The sequence below is a fragment of the Phocaeicola plebeius DSM 17135 genome (genome assembly GCF_000187895.1).
Taxonomy (GTDB): Bacteria; Bacteroidota; Bacteroidia; order Bacteroidales; family Bacteroidaceae; genus Phocaeicola; species Phocaeicola plebeius.
Genome location: NZ_DS990130.1, coordinates 506,066 through 531,044, shown reverse-complemented (window position 1 = coordinate 531,044; position 24,979 = coordinate 506,066). Strand labels below are relative to the sequence as shown.

The following is a 24,979-nucleotide window of genomic DNA, read 5'->3' as shown; positions in this document are numbered from 1 at the left end:
ACGAAAAGACATACATAAGGATGAAGCCTTGATTGGTTGAATGATAGTTCAGTGGTACCAAATCTTGCAACAACGGAAGACTATTATACATACGTTGTTTCATAGTACTCTGCCTATTTTGTGCGTTAGTGCAGAGCATAAAGAACCGACTATGACACAGCCGCAATAAGCGGACAAGAACGAAAGTCGCATCCGACAGTATGTCGTGCTAATAGTTATTAAGAGAACTAACTGGGGATTACCTAAGTCGGAACGCTGGAACAAACAGCTATAAAGAAAGCTTTTGAATATCCGATATGGTAACGGAACTTCCGTAGTAGTCTGAGCAAGGGAAAGCCTTGTACATGGCGAAGGGAAGTAGTCTGTAACTTTAATACAAACAACGGAAAACGTGAGAGACGTATGAGAAATCCAGAGCAAGTATTAAACATTTTAGCTGGACACAGCAATGAGCCCGAGTATAAATACGAAAGGCTTTACCGTATTCTATTCAATGAACAGATGTTCTTTGTCGCCTACCAACGTATGTATGCAAAGCCGGGCAACATGACACCCGGCACAGATGGCAAAACTGAGGATGAAATGAGCATTGATAGGATAAACAAACTCATAGAGAGTATAAAGGATGAGACTTATAGTCCCAATCCTGCAAAGAGAACTTACATTCCGAAAAAGAATGGGAAGATGCGTCCGCTAGGAATACCGTCTTTTGAAGACAAATTGGTTCAAGAGGTAGTAAGAATGGTGCTTGAAGCCATATATGAGGGACACTTTGAGTGGACATCGCACGGTTTCAGACCAAACCGAAGCTGCCACACAGCACTGAAAAGTCTACAAAACAATTTCAACGGTGCAAAATGGTTCATTGAGGGAGATATAAAAGGCTTCTTTGACAACATAGACCATAATGTGCTGATAGAAATAATGAAAGGCAGAATAGCAGACGACAGATTTCTTCGTCTGATACGGAAATTCCTCAATGCAGGGTACATGGAAGAGTGGCAATTCAACAAGACTTATTCAGGGACACCGCAAGGTGGTATCATAAGCCCTATTTTGGCAAACATATACCTAGACAAGTTCGATAAGTACATGGATGAATATGCCAACAAATTCAATAAAGGGACAGCAAGAAGCCGCAACAAGGATATTTGCAAACTCAACAGCAGAGTACACTACCTAAAACGTAGGATAAATGAAGTAGAGGATGTAAACGTAAGAACAAGGATGGTAGAAGAACTGCACGAAAAGCAGAAGCTGATACTTACAATGCCAAGTGGCAATGATATGGATGTAAACTTTCGCAGGTTGAAATACGTGCGCTATGCCGATGATTTCCTTATCGGAGTTATCGGAACGAAAAACGAATGTGAGACAATCAAAGCTGACATCACTAAGTTTATGCAGGAAAAGTTAAGGCTGGAGATGTCACAGGAAAAGACTTTGATTACAAATGCACAAGACAGCGCAAAATTTTTGGGTTACGAAATATATGTCCGTAAAGACTATGCCACAAAGAGAAACAGTAACGGAACAGTGCGCAGATACTTCAACGGGAATGTGATACTACACGTTTCAAGAGAAGTAATCAAGAACAAGCTGCTCAGCCTCGAAGCCATGAAAGTTGTCACCAAACACGGCAAGGAAACATGGGTGTCAAAAGGCAGGACTTATATGATTGACAATGAAGCGCACGAGATTGTATCTCAGTTTAATACCGAAATACGAGGGTTCTACAACTATTACTCAATAGCAAACAATGCATCGGCTTTGGGACGCTCTTTCGGCTGTATTATGAAGTTCTCCATGTACAAAACTCTTGCTCAAAAGCTGAATATGTCAGTGAGAAAAGTCATTGAAAGATACCGCAAGGACAATCTCTTTGCAGTGCCTTTTGTAAACAAGGGAGGAGAAACCAAGTACAGGGTATTCTATAATGAGGGATATGCCCGCAAAACGGATTGTGAAACAGCCCCAAGTGACAATCTGCCGTACATGTTCAAAACGCCATCGTTGAGTCTGATAGAAAGGCTTACAACAAAAACGTGCGAACTATGTGGCAAGCACGGAGAAGTGGTAATGCACCATGTCCGCACACTCAAAGAGTTAAAAGGTAAAAATGACTGGGAACGCAAAATGCTCTACATGCACAGAAAGACTTTGGTTGTATGTGCGGAGTGTAACGCAAAAATCCAGAGATGTGTCAAGTAAGATGATGTTACAGATGGAGAGCCGTATACATGGAGACGTGTAAGTACGGTTCGGGGGCAGGCAAACGAAAACCTACCGCTGTAAAGCGGAAAGGCGTTGTTTGCCGAGCCTACAGATTACAAAAGAAAAGTTCAATCAGGATATGGAAAATTCTGTCGCACGCCTTGGCAGCATAGAAAAGTTTAAAGGATACAACATCTAAAAGAAGAAAAACCATGAAACGAAATGTCATTACCATAGAAGGGAAATCGATAATTGTAACCGGTAACGATGTATGGATGACGGCATGGGAAATCGGAGAACTATTCAATGTAACAACAACGGCGGTAAATGCGGTTATCCGGGTAATCCTGAAAACGGACGTACTGAATGACTTTGAAGTGTGCCGGTATGTCTGGTTGAAAATGGTCTGAATACCGATGTCTATTCCCTTGAAATCATTGGCTCAATATGAAAACAGCAAATCATTTTTATCAACATCTTCAATATTTATTACAATGAATAGCATTCCCAAGTTTGGCAACACAATATTAACAACTCATAAATGAAACTACAACTCATAAAGGCATTGAACCTTCTTACAATATGATTCATTCTGGAAATTTATCTTTACTTCATCAAATAAGAGAGAGACTCATACCTTAAATCTTATTTCTGTTGTTTATATGTGATAAAAATCAAATAACATCGTAGTAACCAATGATGTCAAAAATTAATATGGTGGTTATAGAATATATTTGGATTTATGTTGATGAAATATGGCTTTCTGTAGAACTTACTTTGTGGACATCACACAAACAGGTAAATTTGCAGAAAACAAATGGTTATGAAGCATATAGTAACATTAACATTGACACTTTTTTCTTTTTGTGCTTGTACCTCTGAGAAGAATTTTTCGAATGATACTGATATTGTCCTTACGATGAATTATCCCATTGTCGGTACTAACCAGACTCTTTCATTCAACGACTGTGAAATAATCAGCAATGTATATGAAGGAGCATCATTTTATGGACAGGACTCCAATTATCCGGGCAATATTCCTTCATATACAAATAATGGAGACGGTACTGTAACCGATAATGTTACCGGACTTATGTGGAGTAAAAGTCCTGATTTGAACGGTGACGGCATAATTAACTATGATGATAAAATCAGTTTAGAGGAATCGGAACAGTTCATAAAAGAGTTTACTCTTGCCGGATATACTGACTGGAGAATACCTACCATAAAAGAGCTTTACTCACTGATAGATTTCAGTGGCATAGACATAAGTTCGTATTCCGCTACTTCTACAGAAGGGTTAACACCATTTATAGATACGAGGTATTTTGACTTTGGATATGGAGACCTGTCTTATGAAAGACTTATAGATGCCCAGATGCTGACAACCACAATTTATACATCTACCACAATGGAGAATGCAAAAACTCTTTTCGGGGTTAATTTTGCAGATGGCAGAATCAAAGGATACGGTCTCACTTCTCCAAAGGGTGAAAAGAAATTCTATGCATATTTTGTCAGAGGTAATTCGGATTATGGGAAAAATGATTTTGTAGAAACAGAGGATGGAACAATAGTTGACAAAGCGACAGGTCTGATGTGGATGAAAGATGACAGTGGGAAAGGTATGGCGTGGCAGGAGGCGTTAGAATATGCGGAAAACTACAGTTATGGTGGCTATGACGACTGGAGGCTCCCAAGCGTAAAAGAGCTTCAAAGTATAGTTGATTATGACCGTTCACCGGATTTCACATCGTCAGCTGCAATATCCCCCCTGTTCAACTGCACGCAGATTACAAACGAGGCAGGCCAAAAAGATTATCCTGCCTATTGGAGCTCAACCACCCATCAGCGATATGCTTCGGATAGGGTTGGAATCAATGCATGCTATGTATGTTTTGGAAGAGCAATGGGACATATGGGCAGATGGATAGATGTCCATGGTGCCGGTGCTCAAAGAAGCGACCCTAAAAACGGAAATCCCAATGACTATACCAACGGATTCGGCCCACAGGGAGATGCTATCAGAATTTATAATTATGTAAGACTTGTCAGAAATGCTGAAACAGATTAATAAAATAGACGGACAAATTATTGAAAGAACCATATATGTATTGCTGTGGTCTTTATTCCTTTTATTTCCTATACTTATCATTGGAGGAAACGGCAATCTAAGATGGGAAAGAGTTGTATTGGAATGGGTAAGACTTTTACCATTTCTGTTGTTCTTCATCATACACAACAGTCTGCTGATTCCTGCCTTTCTGATGAAAAAGAGATACTTCCTGTATGGTTGTGGGTTGATAATCAGTATTATTGCTGTGATAATGCTTTCCCCTATATGTAGAGAAATCCAAATTCTCGTGCTTCCTGAAAGGCCTCCATACACAATCCCAGGTATGGGGCAACAGAGAATGGCTGCCGTGTATGGAGTACGGAATCTGTCGGACAAAATTCTGTTTATGATTCTTATTATGGCTTTCAACCTATTGCTGAAGTATTTCTTTATGCAGCAACAGAAACTCAGACTGGAGGAAACTAAAAGCAGGGAAGCCATACAGACAGAACTGAATTTCCTGAAGAATCAGATAAGTCCGCATTTCTTCATGAATACTCTGAACAATATCCATGCACTGATAGATTATGACCCTGATATTGCAAAGGAAACTGTATTATCGCTCTCTCGTATGATGAGACATATACTTTATGAATCAAAGTCAAGGCGGGTTCATATAAAAAAGGAGATGGACTTCATCAGGAGTTATGTGGAACTTATGAGATTGAAAACCTCTGAAAAGGTTGCCATTTCATGCAATATACCGGATAATCTTCCGGACAAGAGTATTCCACCTCTGATTTTCACATCACTGATTGAGAATGCCTTCAAGCACGGGGTAAGCCTGAAGGAGAAAAGCTATATCTGTATAGATTTCTCTTTTCCGGATGAAGGTCACATGAAATGCCGGATTGCAAACAGCAACCACTCTGCAAACCGTCAGGGCGAACACAAAGGCATAGGTCTGGAAAATACCAAACGCCGTCTGGACATAGAGTTTCCTTCAGCCTATATTCTTGAAATAAGCGATACCCCAAATGAATATACAGTAAATATAAACATACCGATATGATAAAGTGTATAGCAATAGATGACGAGCCTCATGCACTCAGACAATTGGCAGAATATATAGAGGCTGTTCCTTACCTTTCTCTGGAAGGAAGTTTCGAGAGTGCTTTCGATGCCTGCAACTTTTTACATGACAATGCCATAGATTTGATATTTGTTGACATCAACATGCCGGACATAAACGGGATAGATTTTGTAAAATCATTGTCTAAAAATGTAAAGATTGTATTTATCACGGCACACAGCGAGTTCGCTTACGAGGGTTTCCAGCTTGACGCAGCCGACTATCTGCTGAAACCCATCAGCTTTACTGATTTTCTGAAGTCTGCAAACAAGGTGAACGAAAGATATTTCCAGCAGAACAGCAGTTTGCCTGAAATCCAGCAGAACAGGGATTATCTATTTATAAAGTCAGAATACCGTGTCATACGCATAAACTTCAAGGATATAAAATACATAGAAAGCAAACGTGAGTATGTGAAAATATTCCTTGATGGAAGCGAGCCGATAACTACTCTTATGAGCATAAAGAAACTGGAAGAAACTCTGCCTGGCAATATGTTCATGCGTGTCCACCGTTCTTTTATAGTTAATCTAGACAAGATTACTGTTGTGGAGCGCAACAGAATCATTTTTGACAACAAGGTATATATACCGATCAGTGAGAATTATGGTGAGAAGTTTCAAGAATATATGGAGAAGGGGTTTGTATGACTCTGTTTTCATCCTTATGATGGCTGTTATATCTGTATCCTGCGATAAGGTACAAGTGGATTCTGACAATGAAAATGAGAATGAGAATGATACCATACGTCTATGTGTCGTTTCAGACATGCATGTAGGTTCATCGGAAATATTCACAGACATAGCCAGTGAGATTATGAAAAAAGATGTTGGGTGTATCATAGCAACCGGTGACCTGGTAGAAGGAGGTAAAGGTGCTACTGTTTCAGAGTTTTCACAGCAATTGTCTGAATGGAAGGAAATAACCACCCCTTTAGTTTCAAAAGGTATAAAGATACTGCCCCTGAAAGGGAATCATGAGGATGATGTCAGAAACGGCGCCGGTTTATGGAAGGAATTCTTATCAGGATATGTACCTGTCGATGACGGTATTATGAACTATACTTATGTATATAAAAATTTGCTATTAGTGTGTCTCGACAACTATAACGGAGAAGAAAAGGTCGATATATCATGGTGGGAGGATGAACTTAAAAGAAACCGGGACAAGAAAGTATTGGTATTCGGTCATGAACCGGCATTCAAGATTTTTCATGATGACTGCCTTGATGATGATGTGCAGAACCGTAATGATTTCTGGGAAATACTTAAACGATATAATATAAGGGCATATTTCTGCGGACATGACCATTTTCTCGATGTTGCAGAAGTCTCAGGAATTCATCAGATCTGTTCAGGTACAGGAGGTGGTTGGCTCATGGAAAAATATAGTAACTATAACGGATACAATGGAAACTATACTCCACATAGATTAATACATAAGTCTTCTTATGGATATATTGTGATAGAGTGCATTCATAATCATATATCTGTTTTTTGGAAAAGTCTGAATTATACAGAAGAGATTATGTTACTTCTGATATAAAACTTGTTGAATATTCTAATTAATGTAGCTTTATGAAAGTTTTTGTATTGTTGATGTGTACTGCATTCCTGATAACAGGTTGTGGTACAACGGTAAAGGCCGTTCCGGCAAGAGAAAGACGTGTAGTATTGGTTGAGCAGCACCGCCACAGACATAAAAAGCCTAGAAAGGTTGTAGTAGTTGTCGGTACGAAAATAAAGGAACGACCGGCCAGAAGTGTTGTCATTTATTATAAGGATGCCCCTTATCTGTATGCAGACGGAGTATATTATAAATCTGTGGATAAGGACTATGAAGTGATTAAACCACAAATCGGAATGGTTGTACCTGAATTACCGAGAGAAGGAGTGACCAAAATGAAGATTAAAGATGAAGTCCTTTATGCTTATGACAATGTGTTGTATAAGAAGATACCCACATCAAATGGCGTACAGTTTGAAGTTCAGGGATTTATCAATGAATAAAATAAGAAAAGTATGAAAAAAAGATTGTTTTTGTCGTCTGCAATATTACTGATTATGCAGGCGGGTTATTCGCAGGTGAAATATCCAATAGTGGATACAGGACAGAATGAATGTTACAGCAACAACAAGGTAATTGACATGCCGGAACCGGGACAGGATTTCTACGGACAGGATGGCTGTATACAGGGAAACCAGCCAAAGTATAAAGATAACGGTGACGGCACGGTTACAGACCTTGTTACCGGACTTATGTGGGAAAAGGATATGGGAGAGAAACTGACTTTCGAGGAAGCGAAGGAAAAAGCGGAAAAACTCAGAACCGGCGGTTATGATGACTGGCGTGTGCCGACAATAAAGGAACTGTATTCACTTATACAGTTTACAGGAAGGTCTATGGGAGAGCGCGTCATAACTCCGTATATTGATACCAATTATTTCAACCAGCCTATAGGTGACAAGAGCAAGGGAGAACGTGAAATTGATGCACAGACATGGTCATCTACTATCTATAAAGGCAAGACAATGGGAGGACAGACAACCGTCTTCGGCGTCAATTTCGTAGACGGAAGAATAAAAGGATATCCGCTAAAGAAAAGAAGGGAAGAAAACAAAATGTATTTCCGTATGGTGAGAGGCAATACAGAGTATGGCAAGAACCAGCTTGTAGATAACGGTGACGGCACAGTTACCGATTATGCAACAGGGCTGATGTGGCAGAAAGCGGATGACGGAAATCTTTATGACTGGAAACAGGCTCTGGCCTATGCAGATACACTTTCACTCGCAGGCTATTCAGACTGGTATCTTCCAAATGCCAAGGAACTGGAGTCAATAGTGGACTACACCAGAGCACCGTCCGTAACAGATTCTCCGGCAATATCTCCATTGTTTGAGTGCAGCAAGCATGAACTCTATGATGGTGTTGATGGATATGCATATTATTGGAGCTCAACCACCCATTTGGATGGTCCGAATCCTTACAAAAATGCAGTTTATGTATGTTTTGGCGAGGCATGGGGAAGAGAACCACGTACAAATGAATTCTGTGACGTACATGGTGCCGGAGCTCAGAGGAGTGACCCTAAATCAGGTTCATTATCAGAATATCCCCGATTCTTCGGACCACAGAAGGATATGCTTTGTGTATTCAATGCCGTAAGATGCGTCAGAAAAATAAAATGATAGACAACAAGTAAAGATGATAGCATGAAGAAGATAATTTTTATTATATTTTCTGTTCTAGTATCATTCCTCCCTATATCAGCGCAGAACGGTAACTGGCATTTTGCCGTTGTTGGGGATACGCATGTACCCGATGCCTATACCATTAAGAAGATTATACCATCACTGATTGAAAACAAGGTAGAGGTTGTATTGTTTGTCGGTGATTTGATACAAGGTGGTAAAAGACAGACAACGCAAGGCATGTATGAGGAACTATCGCAGTGGAAGGAATTAACACAGCCTCTAAGAGATGCAGGCATAAAGATAATTGCGATACGAGGCAATCATGAAGCAGATGTAAAAGGGGATAACCTTAAACCCTGGAAAGAAATGATTTCTCCAGACCTGAACTTGGTATCCACCTACAGAAATGTAACATTCATTGGAATGGACAATTATCTGGACGGCGAGCATACCGTTGACAGTGGATGGTTAAAAAAGGTTCTTAAAGAAGCAAATAAGGATAATATTATTGTTCCATTTGGCCATGAACCTGCATTCACCTGTAATACGTTTCATCCGGTATGTCTTGATGCCAACGAAAGCAGCAGGAACAAGTTCTGGAGCCTTCTTGAAAAGTATGGTATAGACTATTACTTTTGCGGACATACCCATCAGTACAATCATTGTACCGTAACCCATGATGGAAAAACCATCCATCAGATAGTTTCAGGTGGTGGCGGTGGCTTCCTGCAACCGAAACGTGGTGGTATTCAAAATGCTGACGGATATAAAATCGAGCCTATCGATCTAAAGAGCGAGACAGGATATGTTCTTGTAAACGTCTCAGATAGAAATCTGTCAACCAATTGGATAAGTATTTTTGATAAAGATGTAAAGAACAAACCAATGCCTCAAAGGAAAAATAGACCAGGTGGACAACGAGAACGTTTCTAATCTTAAATTCAATTTGGTTCTATAATTCTATAAGATATAAACGTAAAGGCGAAAACTGAAAGCATACATCAAATACATATATCCACTTTCATCTATTCTGAATAGAAATCTACAAGATGGGAACAAATAGACTTCTGTCAGTGATAGTCTTCTTTGGAACAACGTTTTCTTTGCTACTTCCTTTTTCCTCCGCCTACTTACCGAAAAAAGTGTATTCATAAAGAAATCGACAAAAAAGAACATGAATAGGCACAACAGCCGTAAAAGCATCATCAAAATTTGCTTTTTATAGAAAGACTTGTCTGTGAAGCTTAAAAAGCTGATTTCGTCAATAGATACCATTAAAATACTACTTTTACATACGAAGAGTTCTTTGAGAGTTACGCAACGCGCAGAAAAATAAAACAGCAGATAACTAACTAATTCGTAACTTATTACTACTATGAGTTGGTAGCTGCAATTCATATTCAATCACTTAGTTCTTTTTCGTAATTTTAATTTGCAAAGGTAAAGAAAAAATGCCTGTACTTACACTATCGGGCCAGAACAAATGAAGTTTTCGGGCAAAGCCCCCTAAAATCCAAGTAGTTTTATTATTTTTGCAGCCGATTATACGATAAACATAATAATAAAGATATTATAACCATGGAATTAGCAAGTAAGTACAATCCCGCTGACGTGGAGGGAAAATGGTATCAGTATTGGCTGGACCACAAACTTTTCAGTTCTAAACCCGACGGACGTGAACCTTACACCGTCGTCATTCCTCCCCCTAACGTGACGGGAGTGCTCCACATGGGACACATGCTGAACAATACCATCCAGGATATTCTTGTAAGACGTGCCCGCATGATGGGAAAGAATGCGTGCTGGGTACCGGGTACAGACCATGCATCCATCGCTACTGAAGCAAAGGTGGTAAATCGTCTGGCTCAACAAGGCATCAAGAAAACAGACCTTACACGTGAAGAGTTCTTGAAACATGCATGGGCATGGACAGAAGAACACGGAGGCATCATTCTGAAGCAGCTCCGCAAACTGGGCGCATCATGCGACTGGGACCGCACGGCTTTCACCATGGACGAAACCCGTAGCAAGAGCGTAATCAAGGTATTCGTGGACCTTTATAACAAGGGACTGATTTACCGTGGCGTACGTATGGTAAACTGGGACCCAAAAGCACTGACTGCCTTGTCTGACGAAGAAGTAATCTACAAAGAAGAGCATAGCAAACTGTATTACCTGCGTTATTACGTAGCTGATGACGACATGAGCGGTGAAACAGGAGCTGAAGGTGAAATCGTACACCGCGACGCACAGGGCCGCCGTTATGCCGTAGTAGCTACTACGCGTCCGGAAACCATCATGGGTGATACGGCGATGTGTATCAACCCGGCAGACCCGAAGAACCAGTGGTTGAAAGGTAAGAAAGTTATCGTTCCGCTGGTAGGACGTGTGATTCCGGTTATTGAAGACAGCTATGTAGACATTGAATTCGGTACAGGTTGTTTGAAAGTTACTCCGGCACACGACGTGAACGACTACATGCTGGGAGAAAAATACAACCTTCCTTCTATTGATATTTTCAATGACAACGGTACACTGAGTGAAGCTGCCGGATTGTATGTAGGTATGGATCGCTTCGACGTACGTGCGCAGATTGAAAAAGATCTGGATGCAGCAGGATTGCTGGAAAAGGTAGAAGCTTATACGAATAAGGTAGGTTTCTCTGAACGTACCAACGTAGCCATCGAACCGAAACTGTCTATGCAGTGGTTCCTCAAGATGCAGCACTTTGCCGACATGGCATTGCCGCCGGTAATGAACGACGAGTTGAAGTTCTACCCTGCCAAATATAAGAATACATACCGCAACTGGCTGGAAAACATTAAAGACTGGTGTATCAGCCGTCAGCTGTGGTGGGGACACCGTATTCCAGCTTACTACTTGCCGAAAGGTGGTTTCGTAGTAGCTGAAACTCCGGAACAGGCATTGGAACTGGCTAAGGAAAAAACCGGAGATGCAAACCTGAAGATGGAAGACTTGCGTCAGGAAGATGACTGCCTCGACACCTGGTTCTCTTCATGGTTGTGGCCGATCTCATTGTTCGACGGTATCAACAACCCGGGCAACGAAGAAATCAAGTACTACTACCCGACTGCCGACCTGGTAACCGGACCGGACATCATTTTCTTCTGGGTAGCACGTATGATTATGGCTGGCTACGAATACATGGGCGACATGCCGTTCCGCAACGTATACTTCACCGGTATCGTACGCGACAAGATTGGCCGTAAGATGTCAAAATCACTCGGTAACTCACCCGACCCGCTGGAACTGATTGAACAGTTCGGTGCCGACGGAGTGCGTATGGGAATGATGCTGGCTGCTCCTGCCGGAAACGATATTCTTTTCGATGAAGCACTTTGCGAACAAGGACGTAACTTCAACAACAAGATATGGAATGCCTTCCGTCTGGTAAAAGGCTGGCAGGTAGCCGACATCGAACAGCCGGAATATGCCAAACTGGCCACTGAATGGTTTGACTCTATGCTGGCCAAGACCGCAGAAGAAGTAAACGACCTCTTCGGTAAATACCGTCTGAGCGAAGCGTTGATGGCTGTATATAAGTTGTTCTGGGACGAATTCTCAAGCTGGTATCTGGAAATGGTGAAACCTGCATACGGACAGCCTATCGACAAGGTAACCTACGAAAAGACATTAGCATTCTTTGAAACCTTGCTGAAACTGCTCCATCCGTTCATGCCGTTCATCACAGAAGAGTTGTGGCAGCACATTTACGACCGTCAGCCGGGCGAAAGCATCATGACCCAGACGCTCGTAAAAGACATGCCTTACAACGAAGCACTGATTGCACAGTTTGAAGCTGTGAAAGAAGTAATCAGTGGCATCCGTACCATCCGCCTGCAGAAGAACATCGCACAGAAAGAAGCGTTGGCACTTGAAGTAACTGGAGAAAATCCGGTAGCCGGCTTTGGTTCTGTAATTGCCAAACTCTGCAACTTGTCAGAAATCAAGCAGGTAGAAACCAAGTCGGAAGGAGCTGCTGCCTTCATGGTGGGTACTACAGAATATGCCGTACCATTGGGTAACCTGATTAACGTAGAAGAAGAGCTGAAGAAACTGGAAGCTGACCTGAAATATCAGGAAGGATTCTTGCAAAGCGTAATGAAAAAGCTGAGCAACGAAAAGTTTGTCAGCAAGGCTCCGGCCAATGTCATTGAAATGGAACGCAAGAAACAGGCTGATGCAGAAACGAAGATTGCAGCATTGAAAGAAAGCATTGCTGCATTGAAGCGTTAAGCTGCTTGTTTCCCTAAAAATAAAACCCTTCCTAAATAGCTGACAGTTATTTAGGAAGGGTTATCTTTTAATAAATCAGAACAATACAAGACCTACAGACAGGGCGCTGAACTCAGGACCGTACGCCGTATCAAGTATCTTACAAGGACTGTATTTTACGTAAAATCCAATCGTCTTATAACCTATAGCTGCCTGAATATCTATTGTTACCGGAGTTTGATGGATGTTGCTATCGGTCAGCTTAAATTCCTGCCCATCCTGTTTATACCTTGTTTTCAGACTGGCATGTGTATTGAAATTGACAATTGCTCCCAGACTGAAGTTGAAATTATTCTTTGTTTCATGAGTAAGCATGACAGGAACAGCCCAACTGAAAACTTTGATACGTGAAAACTGAATATCGGCTCCTTCTGGATAACTACCGATGTACATATCACTACCCGCATCTTTTATAAAACGCTGCTTGCCAGTCATCCGGTAATTGCGCCAGCTGCATGCCACTCCGAGAGAAAGAGAGGTTTCCGTAGCCCACGGATAACACTGCCATCCGAGAGTAGGAGTAGTAACCTCCCATGATGATCCCATGCTGACATCCATATTTTCAGGAGCTCCCTGCACGCAGGAAAGTCCTATCTTGAAATCTTTCAGCACAAACTCATTACGCTTATGCCTTTTTTCCGACGTGCGTTTTCTAAAGGGAATATTAAAATCCCAGTTGCCACTGCGCTCCTTTGTTACCGAAACATCCGAAGGAGATATTTCCACCTCACGAGCATAACGGAAACCCGGATTATCTTTCTTTCCACTGATTTCCACAAGGAAGCGGTTTCCAGACTCAGTGATTGTCACCCGTTCGGGATTCTCCACACTCATGACACTTTCCACCTTCAGTGAATCTCTACTTTCGGCATATCCGCCAGTTGCAGTCAGCAGAGTGACTGCAAGCAAAAACATTTTCTTCATATCTTATCGTATCTTGTTTGTTTGCATTTCATTTGAACATCTGTTTCAGTTCTTCCAGAGTAACTTCTCCTTCCATGTATACCACCGTCACTTCGGCCTTCTTTTTGCTGCCAGGCGCGACCAAAGTATTCCGATAGAATAAATACCTGTAATTGTCATCCCGTGGTGGAAAACAGTAAAAACCGTAATATAATTTCTTACCCACTCTGCCTTCCTCCTTATCAACTGCCGCTAGAGCATCCCGACTGACCAACTCCTCTATTTCTTCCGACACATCCGGAGCATCAGTGACTGTCAAGCTGCGAAACAAGGTCAGATGATACTTTTTCAATTCTTTCCCTTTGATAAGCACCTCTACGGCACGTTTATCATGCTTAAAGCGACTTTCAAACAAGGCGTCTACATGCATACCTTTCTGTGCATACCCAGACAACACAGACAGCATGATTATCCATAATATAACCCATCGTTTCATATCATCTTGTCATTAATTATCCATTGATATAGTATCATTTTCTTCCAACGTCTGAAACAAATCCGACAACTGCATTTCGACAGTTTCCTCCGGTGAATAGTGACGAACCTTTTCCACAGACTTCAAAGCCTCGGAAAATACAATTTCCTTGTCGGTACAACGTTCCCCGTTAATATAAGCCACACACACATTGGTTCTTTCCGTCAGCTGCCAAGTTGTAATCAGAACAATGATTCCCATAGCCGCAGCTGCTACATAATGCCACATTCGTACACTGCGTGTATGCGGTCGATTGTATATGGAACGTCTTGTAACAAAATATCCCATCACAGCACGAAGTTCATCGAACTCCTTGCCTTGTGCAGCAGGAGTAGCTAAAAAACGTGCCAGTGCTTCTTCTTCAGCCTCACTCGTTTCAGCCTCAAAGTAGCGGTTTGCCAGCTCTTTCCACTGTTGAAAAGTTCGTTCGTTGTTTTTCATCGCTCCATTTGTTTTAAGTAACATTCTCTAATTTCTTTTCTCGCTCTCGATAGTTGCATACGTACTGCTGCCTCCTGCATACCCAATATGCCGGCTATTTCATTATATTTCTTTCCTTCATATTCTTTCATGTGCAGAATCTGCTTCTGAAGTGGCGTCAATCTAGATTCAATAATACGCTCAACCATACGGAACTGCTCTTCCTTTTCCAACACCTCGGCTGCTGAATCGAAAATAGATTCATCTCGATTTTCGTCTAGCTCCACCGTAAGCAAATGATTCTTTTTACGCAAAGTATCGATGCACAGATTCTTTACCGTAACAACTGTAAGCGCCTCTGCCTCTTCGCGCGAGTCGATTCGGTCTGCATGTTTCCACAGACGGAAGAAAGCCTCCTGCAACGCATCGTCGGCATCCTCTCTGCTAGGAAGGAAGCGCATTGCCAACTGGAGAAAACTTTTTCTCAAATCGGTGAAAGTTGATATCAATGTTTCTTTACTCATGCTTATTAGAATCGTCGTAGAAGTCGTTTCTCAAAAAGGTAAACGTAAAACTATATCTTTTGTAACAAAAAAAGACACAAAAATCTTATCTTTTATTCTCAGGACAAATAAAAGATAAGACAAAATGAGTACACAATCATCTACAACAGAATCTGGTCAAACAATTGATTACCCCCAAAAGTCCACCATATTTCCGAACTGACATATTCTCCTTTGAGGAATATAAATGAAATTCTGTCAGCTAAAACTGACAAATGAAGCAGACGATTTGTCAGTCTTTGCCAGAGCAATTGATTTACATCAACAAAACAACAGAAAAATAAAATTATATGCTATAAAACATGTTTTTCAAAAAAAAGGCATTACCTTTGCAGTGTAATAAAACGAACGAAGGAACCAGAAAGGGTTCTGGAGGAAAGGATAAAAAGATTAAGGATAACAACAATAGGTAACAAAGATTTGAAAAGTCCTCTGCGAAGAGCACCTCGAGAAACAATAACTAAACTAGAGATTAAGATACAATAGGTACTAACAAAAAGCAAATGAAAGGATAACAGTTATGAAAAAGGTAACAAAGATTTTCAAGAAGATTGCAAATGCAGATCCTATGATCTGGGGGTACGTCATGTTGAGTGAAAACGCTCACACGAAGTAACCCGCTGCCGATGACCGGCGGATTTATTATGATTAGAAAACAAAACAATTGACAATAGAAAGTCCGGAAATCTATTTTCTGACCATGTGCAGAAGGTAAGATTTCCGGACTTTTTTATTTTCTTGACGATATAATCTCTATCGAATCGGTTGCAACTTGATAATCTCCCCTAATTCAGGAATTATGACCGGCATGCCGCGCTTCTTAGCTTCTGCCGCAAACACATGAGGAGGATCGAACAAAGGTTCATCCGAAAGGTCAAAAGTGCCATAGTGCATTGGAATTGTAACCTTTGCATGCAAATCTGCCGAAGCAGTCAATGCATCGTATGGAGATATATGATTCGGCTTCATAAACCAGCGAGGTTTGTAAGCTCCAATTCCTACCATGCAATAATCTATATGAGAAAAAAATCCTGCAATTTCTTCAAAATGCCGGGCATATCCGGTATCTCCACTATTATAGATGGTAATACCATCTCCCTGAATCATAAATGAGCCCCACAAGCGCTCTCCTCCATCGCTTACACCACGTTTGCTCCAATGCTGGGCAGGTAAAAAGGTTAAGCGGAAATCGCCATCGACATACTGTTCATACCATGCAGCTTCTATCACTTCCAGATTAGGGAACCAGCTTTTTATCAAAGCCCCCGTATTCAAGCCACAAAAGAGCTTAAGTTGAGGATTATCTGCTACCAGACGTGCTACACTCGGTTTATCCAGATGGTCAAAATGATCATGACTAATAAGCAGATAGTCTATCTGACGAAAAATAGACGGATCGGCAGGGAATTGACTTCGGCGTTTGACAAACGGAATACTTCCATATACAGGATCAATCATCAAACGCTTTCCACCCAATTGAAGAAAAAAAGAGTTATGCCCCAACCAAATCAATGAATTACCCACCACTTTCTCCAGAGAGGTGAGATAATGCACTTTAGGATTCCATTTGATTGTACGCTTTTCTTTCCGCTGGGGATTAGGAGAGAACCGCCATTTCAGGACACTTCCCATCCCCGGTTTCCAACGGTGCTGACGGTTAAAAAATTTGCCATTCACAGTCGGATTCCCTCTCCAATGAGGGTGTATGCTTCGCAACCCCTCATTGCGGCGGAATGTGATTCGCTCTCCCATTCTAGCGGAATTTAACGTTCCAACAAATCCTTCAAAAAGGCATCCAATTCTTCATCCAACCCTTTTAGCAGCTCATCATTCAGCAACAAGGTCTCATCTTCGTCCACAAGAAGCAGTTCGGCTACCGTTTCTTTGTCTTCATCTACCAGCACAAAAGAGTAAGGCTTCATCAGACAAAGCTTCTCCAGTTTTCCGCTCTCTTTCAGCGCCTCAACCTCTGCACGAAGAATCGGTTCTACTACAGTATAGAAATCATCACTCTCATATTCTACCCACTCATTGATAATCGTACGCGACAATTCCTGATCGTCATCGTCGAAAATAATCAGCTCACCACTTTCTGAGTTTGGTTGCAAATGAATATCTGTAACGACCGTTTCATCTCCTTCTGATGCATACCGGCAAATGGCTGTTTTCAGAGCCGAGACTATTGAAGCACGTGATTGTTCACTCATTTTCATAGGCTATATTCTTTTTATGTACTCAAATGTACAAAAAAAATGAATCGGACAAGATATTATTAATTGATTTTGTTTCCAAAACGAGCCATTTGAAGGTTCAGCAACTGAAAATCCTTGGCACGTTCCTGCAATACTGTAGAATAAAAGAGTGCAGCACGTTCTTCTTCCGAACCTTTAGATGCACAACTTTTTGCTTTTTCAATCCAAGAAACAGCCTCATCCATCAACCCCTGTACCTCACAGGCTAAAGCCATATTGAAAGCAGCACGTGATTTCAATTTTCCCTTTTTCAATGAGTCGTATAAATTCTTCCACAAACGGCCTGCTTCCTGCCAGTCTCCTTCTCGTAGTGAAACTGCTGCATCACGCATGTCGGGATTTCCTCCATCAAAATAAATTCGTTCTACATTCTTCCAATGAGGAACTAACTGGTTAACAAGCGTAATACCGGTATGTTGAGAAGCTTCTTTCACTACATCATGGTCAGATAACATAGGAGTTAAATCCCATAACATACTATCCACCTTACTGATAGTAACCACAGGCATTACCCTAGAAGGAATGTATGCACGCACTACCGGACGGATTTTCAAATCAAAAGCAGCAAAAGGGGAGATTAAACCCGGATAGTAGATTTCTTTCTTTCCGGTCAACAATTGAATTCTGTCCACTGAAAGAATCATATCGACCCCAAGTACTTGAGTTAAACTGTCTACTACCGGTTGAGGGAGAATTTCTCCTCCTGTCAATTCCTGCGTAATTGCTGAATCTGAAATAACTACCTGATAGAAATAACGACTATCAGCCAGTCCTCCAGCCAAACTTTCCGACAAAACCTTCCCATCTCCTTCCAATCGGCCCAATGTCAATAAATCCTTTTTAGGGAAAGGTATAGCAGGAGCATGGTTCACTACTGCCACCGTACGAACCTGCTCAGGAAAAGTAACCTCTGCGGGATATAACTGATCAAACGTAAAAGGCTGAAGTCCTCCACAAGAAACCAGCATAGTAGCTGCTAAAAGGATTCCGGCCATAATGTATTTCTTCATAATTCACTACTTTTTTGTTCGCAAACAAAAATAATAAATAAAAAAGACACGGATTCCATCGTTTTCACAGATTATTCTAAATTAAGAAATAAAAATCTGCAAACGGTGAAAACCGTGTCTTAAATATCTCAATCAAATGCTTAATCAGGCATTTTTCCCGTGACAGTTTTTATATTTTAATCCGCTGCCACAAGGACATGGGTCATTGCGACCGACTGTCTTTTCTGAGCGATAAGGCTCTTGCTTCTGTTCACGAGTATCACGACCTGCTGCTTCACGCTGGTCTGGGTCAGTCAAATCCTGCTTTTCTTCACGATACTGCTGGCGGGGAGCCTGAGGTTCAGGAGCGGCTTCACGCACTTGTTCCGGCTCCTGCACCGGTATCTGACCACGCATCAATACAGAAATAGTGTTGTTGTTAATCTTGTTGACCATGTTATCAAACAGATTCACAGATTCCAGTTTGAAAATTAATAGTGGATCTTTCTGCTCATAACTTGCGTTCTGCACAGAATGCTTCAGTTCATCCAGTTCACGCAGGTTTTCTTTCCATGCATCGTCAATTGTATGCAACAAGATGGCTTTTTCGAACGACTTCACAATTTCTTTTGACTCGCTTTCGTATGCAGCTTTCAAGTTTACTGAAATGTTATACATACGCTTACCATCAGTAATAGGTATCATGATATTTTCATACATGTGTCCCTGAGCCTCATATACCTGTTTGATAACCGGATTAGCAATCTGAGCCATACGTTCAGTCTTACGTTTGAACAATGCCATAGCTTCCTGGAAAGTCAGTTCTGCCAGATCGTCTTTCTTCTTGGAACGGAAATCTTCTTCAGTAAACGGAGCTTCCATAGCCAGAACCTGAAGAATTTCCATCTTGGCATCATCATAAGTAGGCTGCTGTACGGCATTGTAGCAACGTTCCCAAATCATATCTACAATATCCATTCCGATACGTTCTCCCATAAGCGCATGACGACGTTTGGTGTAAACCACTGTACGCTGCTTGTTCATCACGTCATCATATTCCAACAGACGTTTACGGATACCAAAGTTGTTTTCTTCCACCTTCTTCTGTGCACGTTCAATGGAGTTAGAAATCATCTTGTGTTCAATCATTTCTCCTTCCTTAAATCCTAACTTATCCATCACAGTAGCAATACGGTCGGATGAGAACAGACGCATCAAATCGTCTTCCAAAGAAACAAAGAATACAGAAGAACCCGGGTCACCCTGACGTCCGGCACGACCACGCAACTGGCGGTCTACACGACGTGATTCGTGACGTTCTGTACCAATAATAGCCAGACCACCGGCAGCTTTCACTTCTGCACTCAGCTTAATATCGGTACCACGACCGGCCATGTTCGTAGCAATAGTTACCGTAGAACTCTGACCTGCCTTCGCTACAATTTCAGCCTCCTTCTGGTGTAACTTCGCATTCAATACATTATGCTCAATCTTACGCAGGGTAAGCATCTTGCTCAACATTTCAGAAATTTCTACTGAAGTAGTACCTACCAGCACCGGACGACCAGCCTGTACCATCTTCTCAATTTCTTCGATTACGGCTTTATATTTCTCACGTTTCGTTTTATAAACGCGGTCGTTCATATCAATACGGGCAATCGGACGGTTTGTAGGTATCACCACTACATCCAGCTTATAGATATCCCAGAACTCTCCTGCTTCTGTTTCTGCAGTACCGGTCATACCTGACAATTTATGGTACATACGGAAGTAGTTCTGTAAGGTGATAGTTGCAAAAGTCTGTGTAGCAGCTTCTACCTTCACGCCTTCCTTCGCTTCTACAGCCTGATGCAGACCATCACTCCAACGACGGCCATCCATGATACGTCCTGTCTGTTCGTCGACAATCTTTACCTGACCATCCATTACCACATAGTCCGTATCTTTTTCGAACATGGTATATGCCTTCAACAGCTGGTTGATAGTATGTACACGCTCTGCTTTAATGGCGTAATTGGTCATCAGCTCATCTTTCTTAGCCAGACGTTCTTCATCAGAGAGCCCTTTCTGATTTTCAAGTTCAGACAGCTGAGCTGCAATATCAGGAAGTACGAACAAGGTAGGATCCTGTGAGTTACCAGTAATCAGATCTACACCTTTATCAGTCAAATCTACACTCTTCAGTTTTTCATCGATCACAAAATACAAAGGTTCTACCGCTTCCGGCATACGCTTGTTATTCTGTTCCATATAGATTTCTTCCGTCTTCAGCATACCAGCCTTGATACCAGGCTCACTCAGGAACTTAATCAACGGTTTGTTTTTAGGCAATGCCTTGTGGCTACGGAAAAGAGCGAGGAAACCAGCTTCCTGATCTTCCTTCTTATCTGAAGCAATCAAACGCTTGGCATCGGCCAAATACTGGGTAGCCAGTTTACGCTGCGCTTCTACCAGACGTTCTACCAACGGACGAAGCACTTCAAATAATTGCTGGTCACCTTTAGGCACCGGACCTGAAATAATCAACGGCGTACGTGCATCATCAATCAATACAGAGTCCACCTCATCGACAATGGCATAATTATGCTTGCGCTGTACCAAATCCTTCGGAGAAACGGCCATATTATCACGCAAATAATCGAAACCGAATTCATTGTTGGTACCAAAAGTAATATCTGCCATATAGGCACGACGACGAGCTTCAGAGTTAGGCTGATGCTTGTCAATACAATCTACACTCAGTCCATGGAACATATAGAGCGGGCCCATCCACTCAGAGTCACGCTTTGCCAAATAATCGTTGACAGTTACCACGTGTACTCCATTACCAGTCAAGGCATTCAGGAACACCGGAAGCGTTGCTACCAAGGTTTTACCTTCACCGGTTGCCATTTCCGCAATCTTACCCTGATGTAATACCACACCACCAAACAACTGTACATCGTAATGTACCATGTTCCAGGTCATTTCGTTTCCACCCGCTTTCCAATGGTTTTTCCAAATAGCTTTGTCACCTTCAATGCGGACAAAGTCACGTCCCTGTGCAGCAAGTTCACGATCAAAATCGCTAGCTGTTACTTCCAGTTCTTCATTTTCTGATAAACGGCGAGCTGTATCTTTTACAATAGAAAAAGCAGTCGGCAACACTTCACTAAGTGCTTTCTCGTATTTTTCCAGGACTTCTTTCTCCAACTTATCAATCTGAGAGAAAATAGCCTCACGTTTTTCAAGGTCAGTAGATTCAATTGTTGCTTTCAGTTCTTCAATCTTTTTATTCTCCTCTGCGGCTGAATCCTTGATAAACTTCTTCAATTCTTCTGTTTTCGCACGTAGTTCATCGTTCGTCAACTTGGAAATTTCCGGATAAACGGCTTTTACCTTTTCTACCCACGGCTGAATTTCCTTCATGTCACGAGTCGCCTTGTTTCCGAACAGCTTGCTTATAAATTCATTAAATCCCATTGTATATTTCTTTTTATTATTTACTAATTAATTATTTTTTAATCCTACCGCTACAAAGATAGGTAAATTACGAATTATTCGCATAATATTTATTTACGAATATTAATCATTGGAGCATCTGAGCAAGCATTTGGCGCCCGTATGCGCATAAAATGAGCTAAAGTAGGTACAATTGAAGTAATTTTCACCGGAGAATAAAGCTTTTCAGGCTTTACATCAAACCCCATAAACACAAGAGGAGCTGCAGTATATGCTTCACGAACGACCTCTATTTTCTGAGAATATTCGTTGACTACGGACCATCCAGGCATTACTTCTACATAAATATCACCCGAGCAATTTGGATTATATGTATTTCTAATTTTTCCAATCTTCGGAGTCCATGCCCCCAAAAGTAAACGCTGCGCTGAATAAGCATTCTGTACCCCACTCATTTGCACCACAAACTCCGAAGAACGGGTCATAACTTCCACCAAATTCAGTTTACGTTCTTCTATCAATTTATGATTCAAATAAATCTGTCGGTCATAATAGGTTTCCACATATTGACCTTGCCCATAAAGAGCCATTAAATACATGTTCAGCAAAGCTGCACAGCGCTTAATATGAAATTCTCCACCAGGAATCCTGTATTTAACCGGATCCACAGGTTCCGGATCGGTATAACCCGTAGAAGTGATGAAGAATAAGGTATTACGAAGCCCTATTTTACGGTCTATCAAATCCAACAAATCTCCAATACTGTTATCCAGACGAACATACATATCCTGTATCTCCATCGCATATTCCGTATTGGGTTTGTGATCATAATTTCCTGCATAATAAGATAAGGTCAATAAATCCGGAGCTGCGTCCTGACCAATTTGTGTATTGCTTAAACATGCATTCACCAAACGATTTACCTCGTCATTTATATATGGGCTTGTTTTAAACTTCTTATATTTATCCAAACGCTCATCCGAGAAATTATGCTTAAAGCTAAGCTGCTTAGTTTCAGTAGTGATATACTGATAAGAAGTTACCGGTAAATAAGGGAGCCATTCCAAGTTGTTAATACGAAAATCAAGCCCCTCCTTGTCATTATAATTGCTCACCCACAACGGGCAATCACCATAGTAAGTCGTGCCAGCCCACTTCCCAGTTTCATCATTCAACCAGAAAGCACCATTCGCTGCATGTCCGGCAGCTAAAACAGCCATTTCACGAGTCGGTGCAATAGAATAGACTTCAGCCTGCCCCTGAGTAGCAACCTTCAATTCATCCGACAAAGTAGAACAACGTAACAACTTAGCTGAAGAGTTTTCAGAGGTGTATACTCCCATAAAATCCTGGTCATCTACAGATTTTATAATCCGTAAAGACCCGCGGTCCATCCACCGATTAGAAGGTATACCATTATAATAAGGTGTAGTGCCTGTATAAATCGAAGCCGTCGCCGACGAACGGTCTACATTAATAAAATCATATTCCGCATTGGTATATATACGCCCTTCTTTTAAAAGGCGTTTAAACCCTCTTTCCCCATACAATACAGAAAAAGCTTCTATGTAATCTGCCCTCAACTGATCAATCGTCAACCCCACCACCAATCTTGGGACTGGAGAAGGAGCTTGCGCCTGAATTCCAGAGATGACAAATACAGTCAATAAAGATGTCAGTATACGTTCTTTCATTACTTTTTATTCAATACTAATACATGGCTTGCAGCATTTACCAGCAAACCGAGTGCCAAAGGTAATACTGTTAAATTAAAATCTTGCGGTAAAAACGGGAATAGCACCATAAAAAGTGTTAAATACACCAGATTGCAAGTATGATACAGGTCTTTTTTATGTTTTAACTCACGATAAATCATAAAAGGCAGATAAAACAATGGCAACGGATTAAACAAGAGCAGCAACCAATTTGAACCTACAGTCGGATGAGAAGAAATGAAAAACAAGAAAGCAATAATACAGCCAGCCATTCCTTGAACTGCATACAATAATATATCCCACCCCCAGAAAATCATTTGCTTCCTCCACTGGAAGAATCCGATAATTACATTCAAAAGCAAGAATAAAGCAGCGGCTATCATCGGGGTTATCTTCCTAGATGATTCTGTGTCCAATTCTGCATCCACAATTTTTTCCTCACGCAAAACCAAAGGCCGTCTGACACCATCAGGAGTTTGAATGTATGCATCCTGAGCAAAATAACGCATATAAAACGGAGCAAACATTTGCTGCCTTATATCTATCGGCTTATCAGCTTCCGCCCCAAGACACAAATCTATACCCAATTCATCCCACGGAGACCCTTTGGTAAATTCATGCACAATCCCTCTGAAAGTTTTATGCCAATCTACGGAAGGATACACAACTTTTCCCTGAATACTTCTTTCTATCTGATCACGAGCACGAGTCGTACAATTATCATAAAAATAATTATAACGGTAAACCCTGTTTTCCGGTAGATAATTATCCTGAAGTAATTTCAATAAAGATATTTTCTCCAAGTATGTCAAATTCAGGACCTGCTGATAAACTGAAGAACCCCTGAATGCATATTCCGATTCAAAATAAGAATAAGGTGTGATTCCTAACTGATAGTCCGTTTCACCTTTCACAAAACGATATACAAAATGAGGAGTATCGAAACTAAACATACCATAATTAAACACTAAATCTACTCCTTTAGAAAAATTCTGGTAGCGAATAGCCGTATGTCCAAAAAGTGCATATATCTCACTACCTGGCGCACACGTCAGCAAACTAAACTGAATACTATCAGTTTGTGGTACTTTTTTTATATCACTAGAAATTTCCCCCCAAACTTTGGTTGAAGAAAAAACACAGCTTATCAAAGTAGCACACAGCAAAAAAACAAACTTCTTTTTCATAAACTAATGCAAATATCAACCAAATACCAAGACTTCCCGAGGTATCTGAATAATTCATAATATTTTTTTCTGCATGCAA

The 24,979-nt window shown here is 41.2% G+C and carries 20 protein-coding genes and 1 pseudogene; 11 read left to right on the top strand and 10 right to left on the bottom strand.

What is annotated here, in order from left to right:
- Window positions 1-402 precede the first annotated feature (402 nt).
- The 11 genes and pseudogenes from BACPLE_RS10335 to BACPLE_RS10280 all read left to right on the top strand — a co-directional run bounded on the left by BACPLE_RS10335 (window position 403) and on the right by BACPLE_RS10280 (window position 12,856).
- Window positions 403-2,211, top strand: a complete 1,809-nt coding sequence (locus BACPLE_RS10335) for a reverse transcriptase/maturase family protein (protein WP_007561608.1) — start codon at window positions 403-405, stop codon at window positions 2,209-2,211.
- 215 nt (window positions 2,212-2,426) lie between these two features.
- Window positions 2,427-2,653, top strand: a pseudogene (locus BACPLE_RS10330) (RhuM protein); the annotation flags it as partial.
- Between the two features lie 384 nt (window positions 2,654-3,037).
- Window positions 3,038-4,288 carry an Lcl C-terminal domain-containing protein gene (locus BACPLE_RS10320; protein ID WP_218958589.1) on the top strand — a complete coding sequence of 417 codons (1,251 nt, stop codon included), beginning with the start codon at window positions 3,038-3,040 and terminating at the stop codon, window positions 4,286-4,288.
- A gap of 102 nt (window positions 4,289-4,390) precedes the next feature.
- Entirely contained in the window at window positions 4,391-4,561 is a 171-nt protein-coding gene (locus BACPLE_RS19320) for a hypothetical protein (RefSeq protein ID WP_167535718.1), read from the top strand.
- Between the two features lie 52 nt (window positions 4,562-4,613).
- A complete protein-coding gene (locus BACPLE_RS10315) occupies window positions 4,614-5,342 on the top strand; it encodes a sensor histidine kinase (RefSeq protein ID WP_157131889.1) in 729 nt (242 codons plus the stop codon).
- Complete coding sequence (locus tag BACPLE_RS10310) at window positions 5,339-6,052, top strand: LytR/AlgR family response regulator transcription factor (protein ID WP_007561598.1); 714 nt, start codon at window positions 5,339-5,341, stop codon at window positions 6,050-6,052. Before BACPLE_RS10315 ends, BACPLE_RS10310 begins: the two co-directional genes overlap by 4 nt.
- A 16-nt stretch (window positions 6,053-6,068) precedes the next feature.
- Window positions 6,069-6,947, top strand: coding sequence for a metallophosphoesterase family protein (locus BACPLE_RS10305; RefSeq protein WP_007561597.1), 879 nt, complete (start codon window positions 6,069-6,071; stop codon window positions 6,945-6,947).
- A 32-nt stretch (window positions 6,948-6,979) separates the two neighbouring features.
- A complete protein-coding gene (locus BACPLE_RS10300; RefSeq protein WP_007561595.1) occupies window positions 6,980-7,411 on the top strand; it encodes a DUF6515 family protein in 432 nt (143 codons plus the stop codon).
- Window positions 7,412-7,423: 12 nt separating this feature from the next.
- Window positions 7,424-8,593, top strand: a complete 1,170-nt coding sequence (locus tag BACPLE_RS10295) for an Lcl C-terminal domain-containing protein (RefSeq protein ID WP_007561593.1) — start codon at window positions 7,424-7,426, stop codon at window positions 8,591-8,593.
- A 24-nt stretch (window positions 8,594-8,617) separates the two neighbouring features.
- Window positions 8,618-9,532 carry a metallophosphoesterase family protein gene (locus BACPLE_RS10290; protein ID WP_007561591.1) on the top strand — a complete coding sequence of 305 codons (915 nt, stop codon included), beginning with the start codon at window positions 8,618-8,620 and terminating at the stop codon, window positions 9,530-9,532.
- A 645-nt stretch (window positions 9,533-10,177) separates the two neighbouring features.
- Entirely contained in the window at window positions 10,178-12,856 is a 2,679-nt protein-coding gene (locus BACPLE_RS10280) for a valine--tRNA ligase (protein ID WP_007561588.1), read from the top strand.
- Between the two features lie 75 nt (window positions 12,857-12,931).
- On the opposite strand, the gene BACPLE_RS10275 is transcribed toward BACPLE_RS10280, so the two are convergent.
- From BACPLE_RS10275 to lnb, 10 genes are all read right to left on the bottom strand, one after another.
- Window positions 12,932-13,819, bottom strand: a complete 888-nt coding sequence (locus BACPLE_RS10275; RefSeq protein WP_007561586.1) for a hypothetical protein — start codon at window positions 13,817-13,819, stop codon at window positions 12,932-12,934.
- Between the two features lie 28 nt (window positions 13,820-13,847).
- On the bottom strand, window positions 13,848-14,294 hold the full coding sequence (locus BACPLE_RS10270) for a DUF6108 family protein (protein WP_007561584.1): 447 nt from the start codon (window positions 14,292-14,294) through the stop codon (window positions 13,848-13,850).
- Between the two features lie 12 nt (window positions 14,295-14,306).
- Entirely contained in the window at window positions 14,307-14,774 is a 468-nt protein-coding gene (locus BACPLE_RS10265) for a hypothetical protein (protein WP_007561581.1), read from the bottom strand.
- Complete coding sequence (locus tag BACPLE_RS10260) at window positions 14,771-15,277, bottom strand: RNA polymerase sigma factor (protein WP_007561579.1); 507 nt, start codon at window positions 15,275-15,277, stop codon at window positions 14,771-14,773. The genes BACPLE_RS10265 and BACPLE_RS10260 overlap by 4 nt, the downstream gene beginning before the upstream one ends.
- A 792-nt stretch (window positions 15,278-16,069) precedes the next feature.
- Complete coding sequence (locus tag BACPLE_RS10255; RefSeq protein WP_007561575.1) at window positions 16,070-17,068, bottom strand: MBL fold metallo-hydrolase; 999 nt, start codon at window positions 17,066-17,068, stop codon at window positions 16,070-16,072.
- 11 nt (window positions 17,069-17,079) lie between these two features.
- A complete protein-coding gene (locus BACPLE_RS10250) occupies window positions 17,080-17,529 on the bottom strand; it encodes a hypothetical protein (RefSeq protein WP_007561574.1) in 450 nt (149 codons plus the stop codon).
- 59 nt (window positions 17,530-17,588) lie between these two features.
- Window positions 17,589-18,578 carry a DUF6340 family protein gene (locus BACPLE_RS10245; RefSeq protein ID WP_007561573.1) on the bottom strand — a complete coding sequence of 330 codons (990 nt, stop codon included), beginning with the start codon at window positions 18,576-18,578 and terminating at the stop codon, window positions 17,589-17,591.
- A gap of 144 nt (window positions 18,579-18,722) precedes the next feature.
- Entirely contained in the window at window positions 18,723-22,019 is a 3,297-nt protein-coding gene (gene secA / locus BACPLE_RS10240; protein WP_007561572.1) for a preprotein translocase subunit SecA, read from the bottom strand.
- 89 nt (window positions 22,020-22,108) lie between these two features.
- Complete coding sequence (locus BACPLE_RS10235; protein ID WP_007561569.1) at window positions 22,109-23,692, bottom strand: alkaline phosphatase family protein; 1,584 nt, start codon at window positions 23,690-23,692, stop codon at window positions 22,109-22,111.
- Window positions 23,692-24,900, bottom strand: a complete 1,209-nt coding sequence (gene lnb / locus BACPLE_RS10230; RefSeq protein WP_007561568.1) for a lipoprotein N-acyltransferase Lnb — start codon at window positions 24,898-24,900, stop codon at window positions 23,692-23,694. Before lnb ends, BACPLE_RS10235 begins: the two co-directional genes overlap by 1 nt.
- Window positions 24,901-24,979 lie beyond the last annotated feature (79 nt).

Excerpts from the sequence above, each read along its gene's own strand:
- BACPLE_RS10320 (WP_218958589.1), top strand. The coding sequence starts at position 3,038 with ATGAAGCATATAGTAACATTAACATTGACACTTTTTTCTTTTTGTGCT.
- BACPLE_RS10335 (WP_007561608.1), top strand. The coding sequence starts at position 403 with ATGAGAAATCCAGAGCAAGTATTAAACATTTTAGCTGGACACAGCAAT.
- secA (WP_007561572.1), bottom strand. The coding sequence starts at position 22,019 with ATGGGATTTAATGAATTTATAAGCAAGCTGTTCGGAAACAAGGCGACT.
- BACPLE_RS10280 (WP_007561588.1), top strand. The coding sequence starts at position 10,178 with ATGGAATTAGCAAGTAAGTACAATCCCGCTGACGTGGAGGGAAAATGG.
- BACPLE_RS10300 (WP_007561595.1), top strand. The coding sequence starts at position 6,980 with ATGAAAGTTTTTGTATTGTTGATGTGTACTGCATTCCTGATAACAGGT.
- BACPLE_RS10295 (WP_007561593.1), top strand. The coding sequence starts at position 7,424 with ATGAAAAAAAGATTGTTTTTGTCGTCTGCAATATTACTGATTATGCAG.
- BACPLE_RS10255 (WP_007561575.1), bottom strand. The coding sequence starts at position 17,068 with ATGGGAGAGCGAATCACATTCCGCCGCAATGAGGGGTTGCGAAGCATA.
- BACPLE_RS10290 (WP_007561591.1), top strand. The coding sequence starts at position 8,618 with ATGAAGAAGATAATTTTTATTATATTTTCTGTTCTAGTATCATTCCTC.
- BACPLE_RS10260 (WP_007561579.1), bottom strand. The coding sequence starts at position 15,277 with ATGAGTAAAGAAACATTGATATCAACTTTCACCGATTTGAGAAAAAGT.
- BACPLE_RS10275 (WP_007561586.1), bottom strand. The coding sequence starts at position 13,819 with ATGAAGAAAATGTTTTTGCTTGCAGTCACTCTGCTGACTGCAACTGGC.
- lnb (WP_007561568.1), bottom strand. The coding sequence starts at position 24,900 with ATGAAAAAGAAGTTTGTTTTTTTGCTGTGTGCTACTTTGATAAGCTGT.
- BACPLE_RS10235 (WP_007561569.1), bottom strand. The coding sequence starts at position 23,692 with ATGAAAGAACGTATACTGACATCTTTATTGACTGTATTTGTCATCTCT.
- BACPLE_RS10250 (WP_007561574.1), bottom strand. The coding sequence starts at position 17,529 with ATGAAAATGAGTGAACAATCACGTGCTTCAATAGTCTCGGCTCTGAAA.
- BACPLE_RS10265 (WP_007561581.1), bottom strand. The coding sequence starts at position 14,774 with ATGAAAAACAACGAACGAACTTTTCAACAGTGGAAAGAGCTGGCAAAC.
- BACPLE_RS10305 (WP_007561597.1), top strand. The coding sequence starts at position 6,069 with ATGATGGCTGTTATATCTGTATCCTGCGATAAGGTACAAGTGGATTCT.
- BACPLE_RS10245 (WP_007561573.1), bottom strand. The coding sequence starts at position 18,578 with ATGAAGAAATACATTATGGCCGGAATCCTTTTAGCAGCTACTATGCTG.
- BACPLE_RS10270 (WP_007561584.1), bottom strand. The coding sequence starts at position 14,294 with ATGAAACGATGGGTTATATTATGGATAATCATGCTGTCTGTGTTGTCT.
- BACPLE_RS10315 (WP_157131889.1), top strand. The coding sequence starts at position 4,614 with ATGGGGCAACAGAGAATGGCTGCCGTGTATGGAGTACGGAATCTGTCG.
- BACPLE_RS19320 (WP_167535718.1), top strand. The coding sequence starts at position 4,391 with ATGGGAAAGAGTTGTATTGGAATGGGTAAGACTTTTACCATTTCTGTT.
- BACPLE_RS10310 (WP_007561598.1), top strand. The coding sequence starts at position 5,339 with ATGATAAAGTGTATAGCAATAGATGACGAGCCTCATGCACTCAGACAA.